Here is a 17,973-nt window from a genome sequence, read left to right on the forward strand (position 1 = left end):
CGATGCGCGGATCCGGCAAGGCCGACATCTTCGTCATGCTAGCCCATCCCGTGGGCCATGCGAAGAGCCCCGGCATATTCAACGAGATCTTCGAGCAGAAGGGGCTCGACAGCCTGATGGTGCCGCTGAGCTGCCGTCCGGAAGATTTCGACACTTTCTGGGCCGGCATCACGGCGGCTGAGAACATCAGGGGTGTGATCATCTCCGTGCCCTATAAGGTCCCGGTCTACCACAAATGCGCGGCCGCTCACGACCGCGCCGCGCGCGTGCAGAGCGCCAACTCGGTGCGCCGGCAGGCGGACGGCAGCTGGTATGCCGACAATTTCGACGGCGTCGGCTTCATCGAGGGGCTGAAGGCAGGCGAACACCGGATCGCCGGCAAGCGTATCCTCCAGGTCGGCGCCGGCGGCGCGGGTGCCTCGCTGACTTATTGCCTTGCCGAAGAAGGCGCGGCGGAAATCCGCCTGGCCGACATCGACAGGGAACGCGCGCAAAAACTCGCATCGCTGGTCAACAAGTCCTTCCCCGATTGCCGCATCGAGGTCGCAGATCCCGACCCGTCCGGCATGGACATGGCGATCAACGCGACGCCGTCCGGCCTGAAAGCCGGCGACCCGCTGCCGATGGATGTTAGCAAGCTGACCCCGAACATGACGGTGGTCGACATCATCATGGAGCCGGCCGAGACCGCCCTGCTCAAGGCGGCGAAGGCGATCGGCTGCCGCATTCAACCCGGACGCCCGATGATGGATTTCCAGGTCGAGGCCATGGCCGCGTTCTTCGACATCGAGCGGAAGGACCGCCACCATGGCTGATGCAATGAGCGCCGTCATCATCGGCGGCACGTCCGGCATCGGCCGTGCGATCGCCGAGCACTTTGCCGGGGACGGCTATCAGGTGGTCGTCGCCGGCCGCGACAGCGTCCGTGGCAAGGAAACGGCGAGCGCCTGCGAGAGCATAGGCGCGCCGCGAGCCCTCTTCGTCGGGACCGACGTTGCCGATCCCGTCTCCGTCGAGGCGCTGGCGCAAGCCGTCGGCGACGCCTTCGGCACGCCTCATGTCGTCGTCAACTGCGCCGGCATCCTGCAGAGCGGCAAGCATGTGCTCGACCAGGACCTCGCCGAAGACGAAAAGATGTGGCGCATCAACTATCGCGGCACCCTGCTCGGCTGCCAGGTGTTCGGCCGGCTGATGTCGGCGGCCGGGCGCGGGGCGATCCTCAATGTCGGCTCGCTTGCCTCTTTCGCGCCGCTGTCGCTGCCGGCCTATACGCCGGGAAAACATGCGGTGCTGGCCCTCACCCAGATGTTGGCCGCCGAGCTCGGCCCGCACGGGGTACGCGTCAATGCCGTGGCTCCGGGTTACACGCTGTCGGACGGGCTGAAAGCAAAGATCGCCAAGGGCGAGCGCAACCCCGAAGCCATCCAGGCGACCACGGCGCTGCGCCGCTTCGTCGAGCCGCGCGACGTTGCCGAGGCCGCGCTGTTCCTGTGCTCCGACCGCGCCGCCTCGATAACCGGCGTGACCCTGCCCGTCGATGCCGGCTGGCTCGTCCAGGCGCCCTACGCGCAGTATCTGCAAGGCAATCCCATTCGGCTGACGCCGGCTATCTGAGAGAGAACCCGTGACCGACATCCAGCGCTTCGACTTCGACACCCGCGTTCATCACGGCGTCATCCACAACGGCACGCTGTACCTCACTGGTCAGGTGGCGAAGCCGGGCCAATCCGCGGCCGACCAGATGCGCGAGGTGCTGGACAAGATCGACGCGCTGCTCGCCAAGGCGGGCACTAACAAGACCCGCATCCTGCACGTCCAGATGTGGCTGGACGACGTGCGCGATTTCGACGAGGTCAACACGGTCTGGGATGCCTGGATGCCGAAGGAGCACGCGCCGGCCCGCTCCTCCGGCGAGGGCCGCATGGCCAAGCCCGGCATGCTGATCGAGCTGATCGTGACAGCCGCGGTTTGAATGGTCCTGCCGGTTCGGGCATCATCCCGAATCTGAACTTGAACGGAAGGACCTCAATGACGAAACGCAAGCCGCTTTCCACCCTGGTGGCGGAGAGCTTGGCCGAAAAGATCCGCTCCGGTCAGTTGCAGCCTGGCGCGCAACTGCCGACCGAGGCCGAGCTTTGCGCCGAATACGACGTCAGCCGCACCGTCGTGCGCGAAGCAGTGGCGCGGCTGCGCTCCGAGGGTATGGTGGTTCCGCAGCAGGGGCGCGGCATGTTCGTCAGCGAGACGCCGACCCCGCGCAGTTTCTCGATCCCGGACGAGGCACTCAGGACCCTGCCGGAAACCATCGCCTTGCTTGAACTCAGACTGAGCGTCGAGGTGGAATCCGCCGGGCTCTGTGCGGAACGCCGCACCGACAAGGAAGCAAGCGGCATCCGCGCCATAATGGATGACATCGACGCGCAGCAGGCCGACCCCGCCGCGGTCCAGATCCATTACGATTACGACTTCCACCTCGCGATCGCCAAGGCGGCGCGCAACGAATTCATCCACGGCTTCCTTGCCTATCTCGGGCCGATGATCGTGCCGAGATTCCAGCTCGGTTATGTCGTCGAGCCTGCCCTCAAGGACAGCTACTACGCGCGTATCCACAGCGAGCACAAAGCCATCGTCGATGCCATCGAAAGGCAGGACGGAAGCAAAGCCCGACAGGCGATGCGCAAGCATCTGCAGAACAGTTTGGGACGTGTGCGCGCGCTTGCCAAAGCCTCGGGCGTCGAGACAACCGAGGCCGAGCAGAAGGCCGCGGCGGCCTCGCTTTTCACCAAGCTGAAAAAGCCTTTGCCGACCGCCGGGTAGGTTCACCGACTGCGAGGTCGTTTGCCTCTGTCGCCGCGCAGGCGGCCGGTTGTTTACGAAAGCCATGTTTTTTCTCAGCTGGCGATCGGAAATCCGCCTTCGCGGTTTGAGGACATTGTTTTCCTTGGGACAGCAGCGTTTGTCGCCGCCTAGGCACGCCGGAATATTCCAGCCGCCGAAAGGCGTTCGAAAGTTTATCTTTCCTTTTTGCTGCTTTTCTTGGTTTCGCGGCATCGGCCCAGGCCGCAAACTGAAGTCCAAGCAATCGGGGAAGCCCAGGTGACGACAGCCTTCATAACAGGAGCGACGAGCGGCATAGGGCGGGCGATGGCAATTGCGCTGAGCGACGCCGGCTACGACGTCTATGCCATCGGCCGCAGCCAGGCCGCGCTCAAGGAGCTACAGGCCGAGCGTCCGGGCATCGTGCCGATCGCCGTCGACGTCACCGACCGCGAGGCGCTGGAATCGGTGCTGGCCGATCTCACCGTCGACGTCTTGATCAACAACGCCGGCATCATGCCGCCGCTCGGCAATTTCGCCGATATGAACATCGCCGACATCGACACCACGCTCGAGGTGAACCTCAGCGCCGCGATCCTGCTCACCCGCCTCGTCGTGCCGCAGATGCGCGAGCGGCAGTCGGGCCACATCTTGTTCACCGGTTCCGTCGCCGGCCACACGGCATTCTCCAACATCGCCGTCTACGCGGCCACCAAGGCGGCGATCTCCGGCTTTGCCGGCGCGCTGCGCGCCGACCTCTCTGCGTCCGGCATACGCGTCACCGAGATCGTCGCCGGCCGTGTCGAGACGCAGCTCTATGAAGACATCCTCGACGCCAAGGCGCGCGAGGCCATGTACGCCAGCAAGGTGGTGCAGCCGGATGACGTGGCCAAGATGGTGACCGCGGTTCTCGCGCTCCCCGCATGGGCCGACGTTACCCGTTTTGACATCATGCCGACCTGGCCAACCTCGCCGAGCGGCACCAAGTAAGGGAAACAGGATGAAAGACCTTTCCGTTCTGATCGTTGGCGGCGGCGCAGGCCTCGGCGCTCTTCTCGCCCGCATGGCCGTGGAGGCCGGAGCGACAAAGATCGGTATCATCGACATCAACCAGGAAGCAGCGCAGAGCGCGCTCGATCCGGCAAAGGCCAAGAGCCTGCCGACCGCAGCGGCGACTTGCGACATCCAGGTCGGCCCGCAGTGCCATGCCGCTTTCGACGCCATCGTTTCGAAGCTCGGGCGCATCGACACGCTGATCAATTGCGCCGCCATCTATCCGCGCCGTCCGCTGCTCGAGATCACCGACGCCGATTGGGACGCCTCCAACGGCATCAACATCAAAGGCACCTATCACATGATGGTGGCCGCGGTTCGCCACATGCAGGCGCAAGAGCCGAAGAACCATGTCCGCGGGCGGATTGTGAACCTCACCTCGGTCGATGCCTTCAAGGCGCACCCGCAGAACGCCCATTATGCAGCGACGAAGGCAGCCGTCGTCAGCCTGACGCGCTCCTTTGCCCATCACGTCGCCAAGGACGGCGTCCTGGTGAATTCCGTCGCACCCGCCGGCATGGCCACGGAGAAGGCAAAGGCGCTCGGTTTCCTCGAGGAGCTGGCTAAGGCAAGCCCTCTCGGCCGCGGCGCGGAGCCGACGGAAATCGCCGAGTGGGTACTCATGACCGGCGGGCCCAAGAATACCTACATGACAGGCGAAAACGTCATTGTCTCAGGTGGTTACATCTACGCCTGAACAAACTTCATCAGCCCGGCCCGGCTGACATTCAGCAGTGCATGATCGACGGAGTCTCGAACGAAAGGAGGCGGAATTCCATGACCGGCAAGCTTCGCCTCCCATCGCTCAATGCGCTGCGCGTTTTCCACGCCGTCGCGCAGCACAAGAGTTTTAGGCAGGCAGCCGACGAATTGCTGGTCACGCCGCAAGCGGTCGGGCAGCAGATCAAGCTCCTGGAGGACACGCTCCAGGTGACGCTGTTCGAGCGCAAGGGTCGTTCGATCGAGCTGACCGAATCCGCCATTTTGCTCTCGCACTACGTCAAGGCCGGCTTCGAGGAGTTTTCCGAAGGTGTCCGCCGCGTCACCAAGTCGAACTACCGCGACCGCATCAACCTCAATGCCAGCCCCTACTTCGCCACGCACTATTTGCTGCCCAGGCTCTCGCTCTTCCGCGAGATGCTGCCGGGCGCCGATCTGCGCCTGACGACGATGGTCGACCTGCCCGACTTCGGGCGCGACGACATCGATATGACCGTGCAGTGGGGCTACGGCAACTGGCCGGACTACGAAACCACGCTCTTGGTGCCGGATCCGAAGATCATCTGCTGCACGCCGGCGATCGGCGAAAAGATCAAGTCGGCGCACGATCTGACGAAGTTCACGCTGCTCGACACCGTCAAGTCGAAGCGCCTGTGGCCGGATATTCTGCGGCACCTTGGCGTCGAGCTGACGGATGGTGACCGCAGCATCAGCTTCGACGATGCCGCGACCATGCGTCGGGCGACCCTGCAAGGCATCGGCGTCGGCCTGGTTTCCGTGATCGATGCCGAGGAAGATTTCCGCTCCGGCGCGCTGGTGGCGCCGATCGGCCGCGACGCCATTGCCGATATGAAGCCGGAGGAAGTGCCTGGTTTCTACCTCGTCGTCCCGCGCGGGCATCTGCGCGTGAAGGCGGTGGCGGCGCTCCATCGATGGCTGGCCCAGGAGGATTGGCGGAGCGACCTGAAACTCTCCTTGCCGAAACCGACCCCGCTTTCCGACTGAGAGGCGGCTTCGAGACCGAGTCCCGAAGACATCTTGCGGGGCTCCAACAACAAGAAACGGAACAACCTCAACAGTGGAGACAACAACTATGAAAATGATCAAATGGGGGGCCGCCGCCATGGCCCTGGGCCTCGTGCATCTGGCGGCGCCGGCTGAAGCCGCCGGCGGCAAGACGCTGGAGACCGTGAAGGCCCGCGGCGTGCTCAACTGCACTGGCCATGACGGCTCCTATCTCGGCTTCGCCGAGGTGGACGACAAGGGCAACTGGAAGGGCATGGACATCGACCTTTGCAAGGCGGTGGCGACCGCCGTGTTCGGCGATCCGGCGAAGCTGAAGGTCGTGCCGATCAGCTGGGCGCAGCGCTGGCCCTCGCTTCAGTCGGGCGATGTCGACATCATCATCAAGGCCTCGGGCGGCACACTCAGCCGCGACACCGAGCTCGGCCTGCAATTCTCGACGTCCTACTATCTCGGCACCACCAAGGTGATGGCGCATAAGGAGCTCAACCTGAAGTCGCTCAAGGATGCCAATGGCGGCACGATCTGCATTCCCGCCGGCACCTCGCAGGAACAGCAGGTCGCCGCCTACGCCCAGAAGCTCGGCATCAAGCTCGAGCCGGTGCTGATCGAAAAGACGGAAGAGTTGGAGCAGGCCTACTTCTCCGGCCGTTGCGATCTTTATGCACAGTGGGGTCCGACATTGGCCATCGCCCGCATCGCCAAGAGCAAGGTCGAAGACCATGTCATCCTGCCCGACGTGCTCGCGGTAGAGCCGGAAGTCATGATCATGCGCCAGGGCGACGACAATTGGGTCGACATCGCCAACTGGACGCTGAGCACACTGATCTTCGCCGAGCAGGAAGGCATCACCTCCAAGAACGTCGACGAGATCAAGGCCAAGCCGACCTCGCCGCAGGTGGCGAAGTTCCTTGGCGTGACGCCCGGCATGGGCAAGGGCCTCGGACTCTCCGACGATTGGGCCTACAACGTGATCAAGAAGGTCGGCAATTACGGCGAGATCTTCGATCGCGACCTAGGCAAGGACTCGCCCTACAAGATGGATCGCGAGCTAACCAACCTCTGGAACAATGGCGGCGTCCTGTTCCCGCTGGTGATCGACTGATCCACGTCTGACGGTGTTACCGCTCAAGGCTCCCGCCTGGCTTCGGCCGGGCGGAGCCGGCGGCAATTCGAGAAGGATTGGTCAATGGTCAGCCTGCTGAGAAATCAGAAGGTCCGCAGCGCGCTGTTGCAGGTCGTCTATGTCGGTTCGCTTGCGGCCCTGGTGCTCGCAGGCATCATCATCGCGCGGCGGAATCTCGCGGAGCAAGGGATCACCTCGGGATTCGATTTCCTCTACAAGTCGACGGGCTGGGACGTGAACTTCTCGTTGCTGCCGGCCACGGCCAATGATCCCTATTGGTGGTTCTTCCTTATCGGCATCATCAACACGCTGTTCCTGGGCTGCACGGGGCTGATCCTGGCAACGCTAGTCGGGACGATCGTCGGCCTGGCGCGGACCTCGTCCAACGAACTGGCGCAATTGCTCGGCCGCACCTATGTCGACATCTTCCGCAACATCCCGCTGATCCTCCAGGTCTTCTTCTGGTACGCTTTGATCACGCACCTGCCGACGCCGCGCGCTGCGCACGAAGCCTGGGGCTTTCTGCTGACCAGCCGCGGCCTCTATGTGCCGGCGCCGAATGTCGGCGGGGTGGCAATGGCGCTGGCCACATCGGCCGTGATCGCCGCCATCGCGCTGCCGGTCTGGCTGGGCAGGACGTCACGGCTCAGCCAGCCGTTCGGCCAGCGTGCCACCATTCAGCTTGCCGGTGCTGCTGCGGCGCTGGCCTGCGCGGCCATCGTTTTGATGGTAGGACGTCTGCCTGACGCACCGCTGCTCGATTTCCCGGCCCTAGAAGGCCTCAACCTGAGGGGCGGCCTGCGCGTTCCGCCGGAATTCTCCGCCTTGGCTATCGCGATCGCCATCTATGGCGGCTCCTACATCGCAGAAATCGTGCGCGGCGGCTTCAAATCTGTCGGCATGGGCCAGATGGAAGCTGCACGCTCGCTCGGTTTGAGCCCATGGCGCGTCTTCACGCTGGTGCGTCTGCCGCTGGCGTTGCGGGCCATGCTGCCGATCCTTGCCAACCAGTATGTCTGGCTGATGAAGGCCACGACCATGGGCATTGCCGTCGGCTTCACCGACTTCTTCATGATCGTGGCGTTGACCATCAATCATTCCGGGCAGACCCTGGAAGTGATCGGCATCCTGATGGGAGGCTTCCTCGCCATCAATCTCAGCCTTGCCGCCGTCTTCAACCGCATCAACAAGGCCATTGCCCTCAAGGGCAATCAACTGAGGGGATGACAGAGATGGAGATGGTCATTGTCGCCCCCCCTGCCCCGGGCAGGCTCGAAGACCTGAAGCGCCGCTTCTTCGCGACGCCGCTCCAGGCGCTGCTGTCGCTGATCTCCTTGGCGATCATGGTCTCTATCGTCTGGAAACTGCTCAACTGGGCAGTCTTTTCTGCCGTCTTCACCACGAGTGGCGGGCCAGATGCGTGCCAGGCGGCGGCAGGAGCCTGCTGGTCGGTCATCGCTGCCCGGTGGCGGATCATCCTGTTCGGCCTCTATCCCTTCGAGGAGCAATGGCGCTCCGCGCTCGCCTGCCTGACCGTGGTGGTGATGACGGTGCTGAGCTGTATTCCGGCCTTCTGGACCGGACGCCGGATCGCGCTGGTGTGGGGAGCAGGAGCAGCGTCGTACTACGTGCTGATGAAAGGCGGCGTGCTCGGCCTTTCCTATGTCGGCGAGGAAGCCTGGGGCGGGCTGGCGCTCACCCTCTTCATCTTCGTGACCACCTGTCTGATCGGCTTCCCGCTGGCGGTCTGCCTGGCGCTGCTGCGCCGCTCCGAGCTGCCATGGATATCCAGGACCACCGGTCTCATCATCGATGGGGTCCGGTCATTGCCGCTGATCTCGATCCTGTTCACCTTCGCCATCGTCCTGCCTTTCGCCTTGCCGCAGTGGATGGCGGGCGACAAACTCTACCGGGTGATCCTGGGTTCCGCCTTGTTCTTCTCCGCCTATCAGGCCGAGATCGTCAGAGGCGGCATGCAGGGCGTCCCGGCCGGGCAGGAAGAAGCCGCCATGGCGCTCGGCATGAGCTACTGGCAGCGTATCGGCCGCATCCTTCTGCCGCAGGCGATGCGCAACGCGCTGCCGGCCACGATCAACCAGTTCGTCATCTCGTTCAAGGAGACCTCGCTGGTGGTCATCGTCGGCTTCTTCGAGATCCTGGCCTCCGGCAACGCCGCCTATGGCACCGGCGAATGGCGCTTCGCCTATGTCGAGGTCTATGCCTTCATTGCCTTCATCTATTTCGTCTTCGTCTTCAGCCTGTCCCGCTACGGCGCTTACCTCGAGCGGCGCATGGCGGTCGGCGAACGCTAAGGAGGATGCATGGAACCGACGCTCCCGTCCGGCTCGGCCGTGCAAATCGAAAGTCTCGACAAACATTACGGGTCGTTCCACGCGCTGCGAAAGATAAACCTCTCCGTCGGGCGCGGCGAAAGGATCGTCATCTGCGGTCCGTCAGGCTCCGGCAAATCCACCCTGATCCGCTGCATCAACCGGCTCGAACAGCATGACGGCGGCCGCATCGCCGTGCTCGGCACCGAGCTCAACGACGACGTCGGCAATATCGACGGGATCAGGCGCGAAGTCGGCATGGTGTTCCAGCACTTCAATCTGTTCCCGCACATGACGGTGCTGGAGAACTGCATGATCGCGCCAATGATCGTCCGCAAGCGGCCGCGCGCGGAAGCCGAGACGACGGCCAGGCGCTTTCTGGAGAAGGTGCGAATCCCTGAGCAGGCGATGAAGTTTCCGAGCCAGCTTTCCGGCGGCCAGCAGCAGCGCGTCGCGATCGCCCGCGCGCTCTGCATGCAGCCGCATATCATGCTGTTCGACGAGCCGACCTCGGCGCTCGACCCGGAGATGATCGCCGAGGTGCTGGATGTCATGGTGACGCTCGCTTCCGAAGGCATGACGATGATCTGCGTGACCCACGAAATGGGCTTCGCCCGTCGCGTCGCCGACCGGGTCATCTTCATGGACGGCGGCGAGATCGTGGAAGAGGCGCCGCCGGAGGCGTTCTTCACCTCCTCCCGAAATGAGCGAACTCGTCAGTTTCTGTCGCAGGTGCTGGGTCATTGAACAGCATCCCGGGAGATGCAACGTTCGCGCGCACATCAGCAGGAATTTCAATGACCGATCCCATTGTCGCCCTGCGCGGGATACTCGGACCGAAAGGCTGGCTTTCGGGCGATGATGCCCAACCTTACCAGCGCGATTGGCTCAACCGCTACGGCGTCCGGCCCGTGGGCGTCGCCCGCCCCGCCAACACCGCGGAGGTGGCCGCGGTCGTCAAGGCTTGCCGGCAGGCAGGATTGGCAGTCGTGCCGCAAGGCGGCAATACCGGCCTGTGCGGTGGGGCCGTCGCCGAGCAGCCCGACGCGGTTATCGTCTCGCTGTCGCGCATGACGGCAATCGGCGAGCCGGATCCGGAGAGCGGCTCGATCGCTGTTGAGGCAGGCGTCGTGCTCGCCGCGCTGCACGAGGCGCTGGAGCCGCATGGCCTGATGTTCCCAGTGCATCTTGGGGCCGAAGGCAGCGCCAGGATCGGCGGTCTGATCGGCACCAATGCCGGCGGCAGCCAGGCCTTCCGCTTCGGCATGATGCAGGATCTGGTCCTCGGCCTCGAGGTCGTCATGGCGGACGGCACGGTGTGGGACGGAATGCGCGCAGTGCAGAAGGACAATGCAGGCTATCAGCTGCGCAAGCTGTTCTGCGGTTCGGAAGGCACGCTCGGCATCGTGACGCGGGCAATCCTCAGGCTCTATCCCTCGCCAAAGCAGCGGGCGAGCGCGCTGCTGGTGATGTCCGACTTCGCCGCCGCCGTGTCGTTCGGTGCGTTTCTGCGTGGCGAGGCCGGAGAGTTCCTGGCCGGCCTTGAATTCTTTTCGGATGTCGGCCTGACGCTCGCGCTCAAGCATCTTCCAGACCTCGCCTATCAGCTGGAGACGCGGGGCGACGTCTACCTGCTTGTCGAGATGGCGTCGGGCTCGACGCGCGTTCCCCTCGACGACATCCTGGGCTCGGCGCTGGACTGGGGCATGGAGCAAGGCCTGGTCGTCGATGGCGCGCTGGCCAATTCGGGCGCGCAGCGGGCGCAGTTCTGGCGCCTGCGCGAGGAGCAGCCGGAAGGCCAGCGGCTGGAGGGCGGGCAGCTCAAGCACGACATCTCCGTGCCGCCGGGCGCGATCGCGCGCTTCATCGAGGCGGGCGCGAAACTATGCCACGAGATTCTTCCGGGCGTGCGGATCAACCCGTTCGGCCATCTCGGCGACGGCAACATCCACTACAATCTGTCACCGCCGGCGGGCCGCGCCGATTTCGATGGGAAAGCCGCGGCATTCGCTGAGGCGCTGGCCGCTTCAGCCACCGACATGGGCGGGAGCTTCGCCGCCGAGCATGGGCTCGGCCGCGCCAAGATCGCCATGGCCGACCGGAATAGAAGTCCGGTGGAGCGGGAGCTCATGGCACGGCTGAAGGATGCATTCGATCCGTCGGGCATCATGAACCCCAGTGTTTTGGTACGGATTTCATAGCGAAAGAAAAACTTTCGTATGGATCGCATTTCTTGATTTCGCGTCGACCGGCCGCAGTGCAGGTATAAATCCGAAAGGCAGGCTCGGTCCGCTTGCCACCGGCTTAAGAGGATGTCGAAGCATGGTCCGCAAAGGCGGTCGCCTTCTTGTCGAGTGCCTGATCGCCTTGGGCGCGACCAAGAGCTTTGGCGTGCCCGGCGAAAGCTATCTCGCCGTTCTCGACGCGCTGCACGATACCAAGGGCAAGCTGGACTATGTGCTTTGCCGCAATGAAGGCGGCGCCGCCTTCATGGCCTCGGCCTACGGCAAGTTGACGGGATCGCCCGGCATCTGCTTAGTGACCCGCGGTCCGGGCGTGACCAATGCCAGCATCGGCATCCACACCGCGATGCAGGATAGCTCGCCGATGATCCTCTTCGTCGGCCAGGTCGGCACCGATATGAAGGGCCGCGAGGCCTTCCAGGAGATCGACTACCGCGCCGTCTACGGCACCGTCGCCAAATGGGCGGTCGAGATCGACGACGTTGAGCGCCTGCCTGAAATCTTGGCGCGCGCTTGGACCACCGCCTTGACCGGCCGGCCCGGCCCCGTCGTCGTCGCGCTGCCCGAAGACATGCTGACGACCGCGACCGAGGTCGCGCCGCTCAGCGGCCCTGCTTCGATTTTCGAAGCCGCTCCGTCGCAGGATGCCCTTTCGTCGGCGCTTGAGATGCTGGCTGCGGCCGAGAGGCCGGTGCTGCTGATAGGCGGGGCCAACTGGACGGCAAATGGACGCGCCGCGCTCCAGGCCTTCGCCGAGGCTTCCGACATCCCCGTCATTGCCGCCTTCCGCTACCAGGACCAGTTCGACAACCATTCGCCAGTCTTCGTTGGCGAAGCCGGCGTCGGCATGGTGGCGCATGTCAAGACGCTGATCCGCGATGCTGACGTGATCTTGGCTGTCAATGTCCGCTTCGGCGAGATGACGACCGACGGCTACACGCTGCTCGACGTTCCGGTGCCGCGCCAGAAGCTGATCCACGTCCACGGATCCGACCGCGAGATCGGCAAGATCTATGTACCCACCATCGGCATTCATGCCGGTCCAAACGCTTTTGCCAGGGCGTTGACCTCGGTGAGGGGCGCCTGGGCGGACTGGCGCGCGGCGGCGCGCAAGGCCTATGAAGCCACATTCGCGGCACCCGTCCAGCCCGGCCCGGTCGACATGGTCGCGGTCATCACCTGGTTGCGCGAGACCTTGCCGGCCGACGTCATCCTCACCAACGGCGCCGGCAATTTCACGGTATGGCCGAACAAGTTCTTCAAGTTCGGGCCGGGCGCGCGGCTGCTTGCCCCGCAGTCTGGCGCGATGGGCTATGGCCTGCCTGCTGCCATCGCCGCGAAAGTCGCGTTTCCGCAGCGCACCGTCGTATGCTTTGCCGGCGATGGTGACTTTCAGATGAACTGCCAGGAGCTCGGCACGGCTATGCAGGCCGGCGCGCAGCCGATCGTGCTCATCATCAACAACGGCATATACGGCACGATCCGCGCGCATCAGGAACGCAACTATCCGGCCCGCGTCTCCGGCACCTCGCTGGAAAACCCGGACTTCGTGGCGCTGGCAAAGGCCTATGGTTTTCACGCCGAGCGCGTCGAAAGCACCGGGCATTTCGCGGCGGCGTTCCGGCGGGCCCAGCAGTCTGCGACCGGCGCCGTTCTCGACATCGCCATCTCGCCCGAAGCGCTCACGCCCCGGCAGACCCTTTCCCAGATGCGCGACGCAGCACTCGCTTCGCAGAAGGCCACGGCATGACCTCCAGATCAGACGACATCCGCCTCGGCGCGGACATCGGTGGCACCTTCACCGACATCGCCCTCGATGTCAGGGGAACGATGTTTTCGACCAAGGTGCTGACCAATTATTCGGCGCCCGAGCAGGCGATCCTCGACGGCATCGACGTCGTCGTCCGCGACGCCGGAATTTCGGCAGCCGAGATAGGCATCATCATCCACGGCACGACGCTCGCCACCAATGCGCTGATCGAGCGGCGCGGCGCCAGGACCGCGCTCGTCACGACGGAAGGCTTTCGCGATGTGATCGAGATGCGGACGGAGAACCGGTTCGAGCAGTATGATCTGAACCTGCAGCTGCCGACGCCGCTGATCCCGCGCGAAGATCGTTTCACCGTCAAGGGCCGCATCGGCGCCGAGGGCCAGGAACTGCAGCCGCTCGACGAAGCGGCGCTGGAAGCAATCGCCGAGCGGATCTTGGCCGGCAATTTCGGCTCCGTGGCGATCGGCTTCATCCACGCTTACGCCAACCCCGATCACGAGCGCCGGGCGCGCCAGATCCTCGCTCGCAAGCTTACCATCCCGATGTCAATCAGCGCCGAGGTCTCGCCGCAGATGCGCGAGTTCGAGCGCTTCAACACGGTCTGCGCCAACGCCTATGTGCGGCCGCAGATGGCCGACTACCTCGCTCGCCTGCAGACGCGCCTGAAGGACATGGGCGCCGAGTGCCCGGTCTTCATGATCCATTCCGGCGGCGGCCTGATCTCGGTGGAAACCGCTTCTGAATTCCCTGTCCGGCTGGTCGAGTCCGGTCCCGCGGGTGGCGCCATTTTTGCCGCCGACATCGCTCGGCGCTTCGGCCTGGAGAAGGTCGTCTCCTATGACATGGGCGGAACCACCGCCAAGATCTGCCTGATCGAGGATTTTGCGCCGCGCACGGCGAGAACCTTCGAAGTGGCGCGCACCTATCGCTTCTCCAAGGGCTCCGGCATGCCGATCTCGATCCCCGTGATCGAGATGATCGAGATCGGCGCCGGCGGCGGCTCGATCGCGTGGGTGGACGCTATGGGCCGCATCCAGACCGGACCGGAGAGCGCCGGCTCGGAACCTGGTCCGGCCTGCTATGGCCGCGGCGGTAAGCGCCCGGCGATCACCGACGCCGACTTGGTGCTCGGCAAGCTTGATCCGCACAATTTCGCCGGCGGCGCGATCAAGCTGGACATCTCCGCTTCCGAGCAGGCGATCCTGCGCGATGTCGGCGAGCGCCTGTCGTTGAATGCCATATCGACCGCCTTCGGCATCTGCGAGGTGGTGGACGAGAACATGGCCAACGCCGCCCGCGTACACGCCGTTGAGAACGGCAAGAACATTTCCGACAATCTGATGATCGCCTTTGGCGGCGCAGCGCCTCTGCATGCGGCAAGGCTTTGCGAAAAGCTCGGCATCGATCAGTGCATCGTGCCGCGCGGCGCCGGCGTTGGATCGGCGATCGGTTTCCTCAAGGCGCCGTTCGGCTACGAGGCGCTGGCCTCGAAACTGACGCGCCTTTCGCGCTTCAAGCCGGCCGACGTCAACGCCCTGCTCTCCGATCTCAAAGCCTCCGCCGAAGGCTTTGTCCGCACCGGCGCTAGTGGCCAGATCGTCTGCGAGATCACCGCCTTCATGCGCTATGCCGGCCAGGGCTGGGAAATCCCCGTGCCGGTATCGGACGAGCCGTTCGGCGACGATGCGGCCGCCAGGCTCAAGGCGCTGTTCGAGACCAGCTATCAGCGCTTCTTCGGCCGCGCCATCGACGGGCTCGACGGGCTGGAGATTGAGATCGTCACTTGGTCGGTGAAGGCGACCGATATTCGTCCGGCCGGCACCAGGCACGAGCTCACCGCAGGCAAGAAGACCAGCCAACCGACGACGACCCGCGCGGTCTTCGATCCGGCAACGGGGGCGCCGCAGAGCTACGGCATCGTCGAACGCGAGGCGCTGTGCCCCGGCGATCGCATCGCTGGCCCGGCCGTCATCGTCGAGCGCGAGACATCGACCGTTGTCACCACCAGCTTCGACGCCGTCATCCAGAGCGACGGCGCGATCCTCCTGATCCGCAAAGGCAGCCAGGCATGAGCGATATTGGCGAAATCCGCATGCAGGTCATGTGGAACCGGTTGATCTCGGTGGTCGAGGAACAGGCGCTCACCCTGCTGCGCACCGCCTTCTCCACCTCGGTGCGCGAATCCGGGGACCTGTCGGCCGGCGTGTTCGATCCGCGCGGCCAGATGCTGGCGCAGGCGGTGACCGGCACGCCCGGCCACGTCAACACCATGGCCGAAGCCGTGCTGCATTTCATGAACGAGATCCCGCGCGATCAAATGTTCGAGGGCGACACTTACGTCACCAACGATCCCTGGCTCGGCACCGGCCACCTGCACGACATCACCATGGTCTCGCCGTCCTTCCTCAATGGCAAGCTCGTCGCCTTCTTCGCCTGCACGGCGCATGTGGTCGATGTCGGCGGCCGCGGCTTCGGCGCCGACGGCAAATCGGTCTATGAGGAAGGCATTCAGATCCCGATCATGAAGTTTGCCGAGAAGGGCAAGGTCAACCTCGACTTGGTCCGCATCCTGCGCGCCAATGTCCGCGAGCCCAACCAGGTCGTCGGCGACTTCTATTCGCTTGCAGCCTGCAACGAGGTCGGCCATCGCCGTCTCGTCGACATGATGAAGGAGATCGGCCTCCCCTCGCTCGACGGGCTCGGCGACTTCATCTTCTCGCGCACCCGCGACGCGATGCTCGAGCGCATCGAGGCGCTACCGAAGGGAAGCTGGTCGAACGAGCTGGTGACCGACGGTTATGATGAGCCGGTCAAGCTTGCGGCCACGGTCTCGGTCCGCGACGACCATGTCGAAGTCGATTTCACCGGCACAGATCCGATGAGCCGCTGGGGCATCAACTGCCCGATCATCTACAGCAAGGCCTATGCCTGCTATGCGCTGAAATGCATGGTGGCGCCCGACATTCCCAACAATGCCGCCTCGCTCGCCTTCTTCACCGTATCCTCACCGGTCAACATCCTGAACGCGGTGCGGCCGGCGCCGGTGGCGCTCAGGCATATTTTCGGCCACATGGTTCCCGATCTGGTGCTCGGCGCCTTCTCGAAGGCGTTACCCGGAAAAATCCTCGCGGAAGGCGCCGGCGCACTCTGGAACATCCATATTTCGGCGCGCCCTGTTTCAGGCGCATCCGGTCGCCGCGCCGAAGTGCTTATGTTCAATTCCGGCGGCATGGGCGCCCGCCCCGAGCTCGACGGCTTGTCGGCGACGGCCTTTCCGTCCGGCGTGCACACGATGCCGATCGAAGCGACGGAACATACTGGCCCGATCGTAATCTGGCGTAAGGAGCTGCGCCCCAACTCCGGCGGCGACGGCGAATTCCGCGGCGGCCTCGGCCAGATCATCGAGATCGCAGCAACCGACGGCCACGAATTCGACTTCTCGGCCATGTTCGACCGCGTCAATCATCCGGCCCACGGCCGCAACGGCGGCAAGCCGGGCGTTGCCGGCGTGGTCAAGCTCGACGACGGCACCAGGATGCGGCCCAAGGGTTGGCAGCATGTGCCGGCCGGACGCCGGCTGATCCTCGAACTGCCGGGCGGCGGCGGCTATGGCGATCCGGTCAAACGCAATGCGGCCGCGCGAGCCAATGACCGGTCCAAGGGTTACATCACGGAGAACGACTGATGAGCTATATTGCCTCGCGCCTCTCGGTGGTGAAGCCTTCGGCCTCGATGGCGGCATCGCAGGCCGCCAAGGCGCTACGCGCCAAGGGCGTGGACGTGATCGACCTCGGCCTGGGCGAGCCCGATTTCCCGACGCCCCTCCACATCATCGATGCCGCGCATTTCGCCGCCAGGGCCGGCCAGACTCTCTATACCGCCGCTGCCGGGACAGTCGAAGTGCGCGAAGCCATAGCGGAAAAATTCCGTCGCGAGAACGGACTCGACTACAGGGCCGATGACATCGTGGTGGCCAACGGCGCCAAGCAGATCATCTTCAACGCGCTGATGGCGACGCTGGAAACTGGCGACGAAGCAATCCTACCGGCGCCGTACTTCGTCTCCTATCCCGAAATGGTGAAGCTGCTCGGCGGCACACCTGTCGTCGTCGAGTGCCCGGAGACCAGCGGCTTCCGGATCACTCCGGCGCTGCTGGAAAAGGCGATCACGCCGAGGACGAAGTGGCTCTTCCTCAACATGCCGGGCAATCCGTCCGGCGCGGTCTATTCGGAATCAGACCTCAAGGCGCTGGGGGCTGTGCTGGCAAAGCACCCGCAGGTGCTAATCCTTTCCGACGAGATCTACGAGCACATCCTGTTCGATGGACGCGAGTTCGTTTCCTTCGGCAAGGCCTGCCCGGAGCTCAAGGACCGCACGCTGATCGTCAACGGCGTCTCGAAATCCTACGCGATGACCGGGTGGCGCGTCGGTTACGCGGCAGGACCCGCGCCGCTCGTCAAGGCGATGTGGACGATCCAGAGCCAGTCCTGCACCTCGGTGTGCTCGATCGCGCAGGCCGCGACCGTAGCCGCGCTCAACGGTCCGCAGGATGAGGTAGCCCGCTTCCGGCAGGCGTTCCAGTCCCGCCGCAATCTGGTTGTGGACGGCATCCGCAAGATCGACGGGCTGACACTGCCGGCGCCGGAAGGCGCCTTCTACGCCTATATCGGCTGTGCCAGCCTGATCGGCCGCAAGACGCCCAAGAGCGTCGTGTTGGAAGACGACGCAGCCGTATCGAACTACCTTCTGAGCGAAGGTCGGGTGGCGTCGGTGCCTGGCGTTGCCTATGGACTGTCACCCTATTTCCGCATCTCGACCGCGACCAGCGAAGAGACGCTGACCGAGGCGATCGCGCGGATCAATGCCGCCGTCGCGCAAGTGGAGTAAACG

At 64.3% G+C, this 17,973-nt stretch carries 16 protein-coding genes; all 16 read left to right on the plus strand.

Annotation, left to right across the window (positions count from 1 at the left end):
* Window positions 1-2 precede the first annotated feature (2 nt).
* The 16 genes from LB535_RS14710 (at window position 3) to LB535_RS14785 (ending at window position 17,970) form a co-directional block, all read left to right on the plus strand.
* Window positions 3-815: a shikimate dehydrogenase family protein gene (locus LB535_RS14710; protein WP_224632717.1), complete on the plus strand. Its 813-nt coding sequence runs from the start codon at window positions 3-5 to the stop codon at window positions 813-815.
* Window positions 808-1,614, plus strand: a complete 807-nt coding sequence (locus LB535_RS14715; protein WP_224632718.1) for an SDR family NAD(P)-dependent oxidoreductase — start codon at window positions 808-810, stop codon at window positions 1,612-1,614. Before LB535_RS14710 ends, LB535_RS14715 begins: the two co-directional genes overlap by 8 nt.
* Before the next feature lie 10 nt (window positions 1,615-1,624).
* Window positions 1,625-1,972, plus strand: a complete 348-nt coding sequence (locus tag LB535_RS14720; RefSeq protein ID WP_224632719.1) for a RidA family protein — start codon at window positions 1,625-1,627, stop codon at window positions 1,970-1,972.
* 56 nt (window positions 1,973-2,028) lie between these two features.
* Window positions 2,029-2,817 carry a FadR/GntR family transcriptional regulator gene (locus LB535_RS14725; protein ID WP_224632720.1) on the plus strand — a complete coding sequence of 263 codons (789 nt, stop codon included), beginning with the start codon at window positions 2,029-2,031 and terminating at the stop codon, window positions 2,815-2,817.
* A 279-nt stretch (window positions 2,818-3,096) separates the two neighbouring features.
* Window positions 3,097-3,807: an SDR family oxidoreductase gene (locus LB535_RS14730; protein WP_224632721.1), complete on the plus strand. Its 711-nt coding sequence runs from the start codon at window positions 3,097-3,099 to the stop codon at window positions 3,805-3,807.
* A gap of 10 nt (window positions 3,808-3,817) precedes the next feature.
* Entirely contained in the window at window positions 3,818-4,567 is a 750-nt protein-coding gene (locus tag LB535_RS14735; RefSeq protein WP_140630296.1) for an SDR family NAD(P)-dependent oxidoreductase, read from the plus strand.
* Between the two features lie 80 nt (window positions 4,568-4,647).
* Entirely contained in the window at window positions 4,648-5,595 is a 948-nt protein-coding gene (locus LB535_RS14740; RefSeq protein ID WP_224523045.1) for a LysR substrate-binding domain-containing protein, read from the plus strand.
* 88 nt (window positions 5,596-5,683) lie between these two features.
* Window positions 5,684-6,718 (plus strand): amino acid ABC transporter substrate-binding protein, encoded by a 1,035-nt coding sequence (locus LB535_RS14745; RefSeq protein ID WP_224632722.1) that lies wholly within the window; start codon window positions 5,684-5,686, stop codon window positions 6,716-6,718.
* A gap of 84 nt (window positions 6,719-6,802) precedes the next feature.
* On the plus strand, window positions 6,803-7,966 hold the full coding sequence (locus LB535_RS14750) for an amino acid ABC transporter permease (RefSeq protein WP_224632723.1): 1,164 nt from the start codon (window positions 6,803-6,805) through the stop codon (window positions 7,964-7,966).
* 5 nt (window positions 7,967-7,971) lie between these two features.
* Window positions 7,972-9,051, plus strand: a complete 1,080-nt coding sequence (locus LB535_RS14755) for an amino acid ABC transporter permease (protein WP_224632724.1) — start codon at window positions 7,972-7,974, stop codon at window positions 9,049-9,051.
* 9 nt (window positions 9,052-9,060) lie between these two features.
* Complete coding sequence (locus tag LB535_RS14760; RefSeq protein ID WP_224632725.1) at window positions 9,061-9,816, plus strand: amino acid ABC transporter ATP-binding protein; 756 nt, start codon at window positions 9,061-9,063, stop codon at window positions 9,814-9,816.
* Between the two features lie 50 nt (window positions 9,817-9,866).
* A complete protein-coding gene (locus LB535_RS14765; protein WP_224632726.1) occupies window positions 9,867-11,270 on the plus strand; it encodes an FAD-binding oxidoreductase in 1,404 nt (467 codons plus the stop codon).
* 121 nt (window positions 11,271-11,391) lie between these two features.
* Window positions 11,392-13,062: a thiamine pyrophosphate-binding protein gene (locus LB535_RS14770; protein ID WP_224632727.1), complete on the plus strand. Its 1,671-nt coding sequence runs from the start codon at window positions 11,392-11,394 to the stop codon at window positions 13,060-13,062.
* Complete coding sequence (locus LB535_RS14775; RefSeq protein ID WP_224632728.1) at window positions 13,059-15,155, plus strand: hydantoinase/oxoprolinase family protein; 2,097 nt, start codon at window positions 13,059-13,061, stop codon at window positions 15,153-15,155. Before LB535_RS14770 ends, LB535_RS14775 begins: the two co-directional genes overlap by 4 nt.
* The gene (locus LB535_RS14780) at window positions 15,152-16,768 is read left to right on the plus strand and encodes a hydantoinase B/oxoprolinase family protein (protein WP_224632729.1); all 1,617 of its coding nucleotides are present in this window, start codon (window positions 15,152-15,154) and stop codon (window positions 16,766-16,768) included. The genes LB535_RS14775 and LB535_RS14780 overlap by 4 nt, the downstream gene beginning before the upstream one ends.
* Complete coding sequence (locus LB535_RS14785) at window positions 16,768-17,970, plus strand: pyridoxal phosphate-dependent aminotransferase (RefSeq protein WP_224632730.1); 1,203 nt, start codon at window positions 16,768-16,770, stop codon at window positions 17,968-17,970. The genes LB535_RS14780 and LB535_RS14785 overlap by 1 nt, the downstream gene beginning before the upstream one ends.
* Window positions 17,971-17,973 lie beyond the last annotated feature (3 nt).

The organism is Mesorhizobium sp. CA10, from assembly GCF_020165285.1.
In the GTDB taxonomy this organism is placed as follows: Bacteria; Pseudomonadota; Alphaproteobacteria; order Rhizobiales; family Rhizobiaceae; genus Mesorhizobium.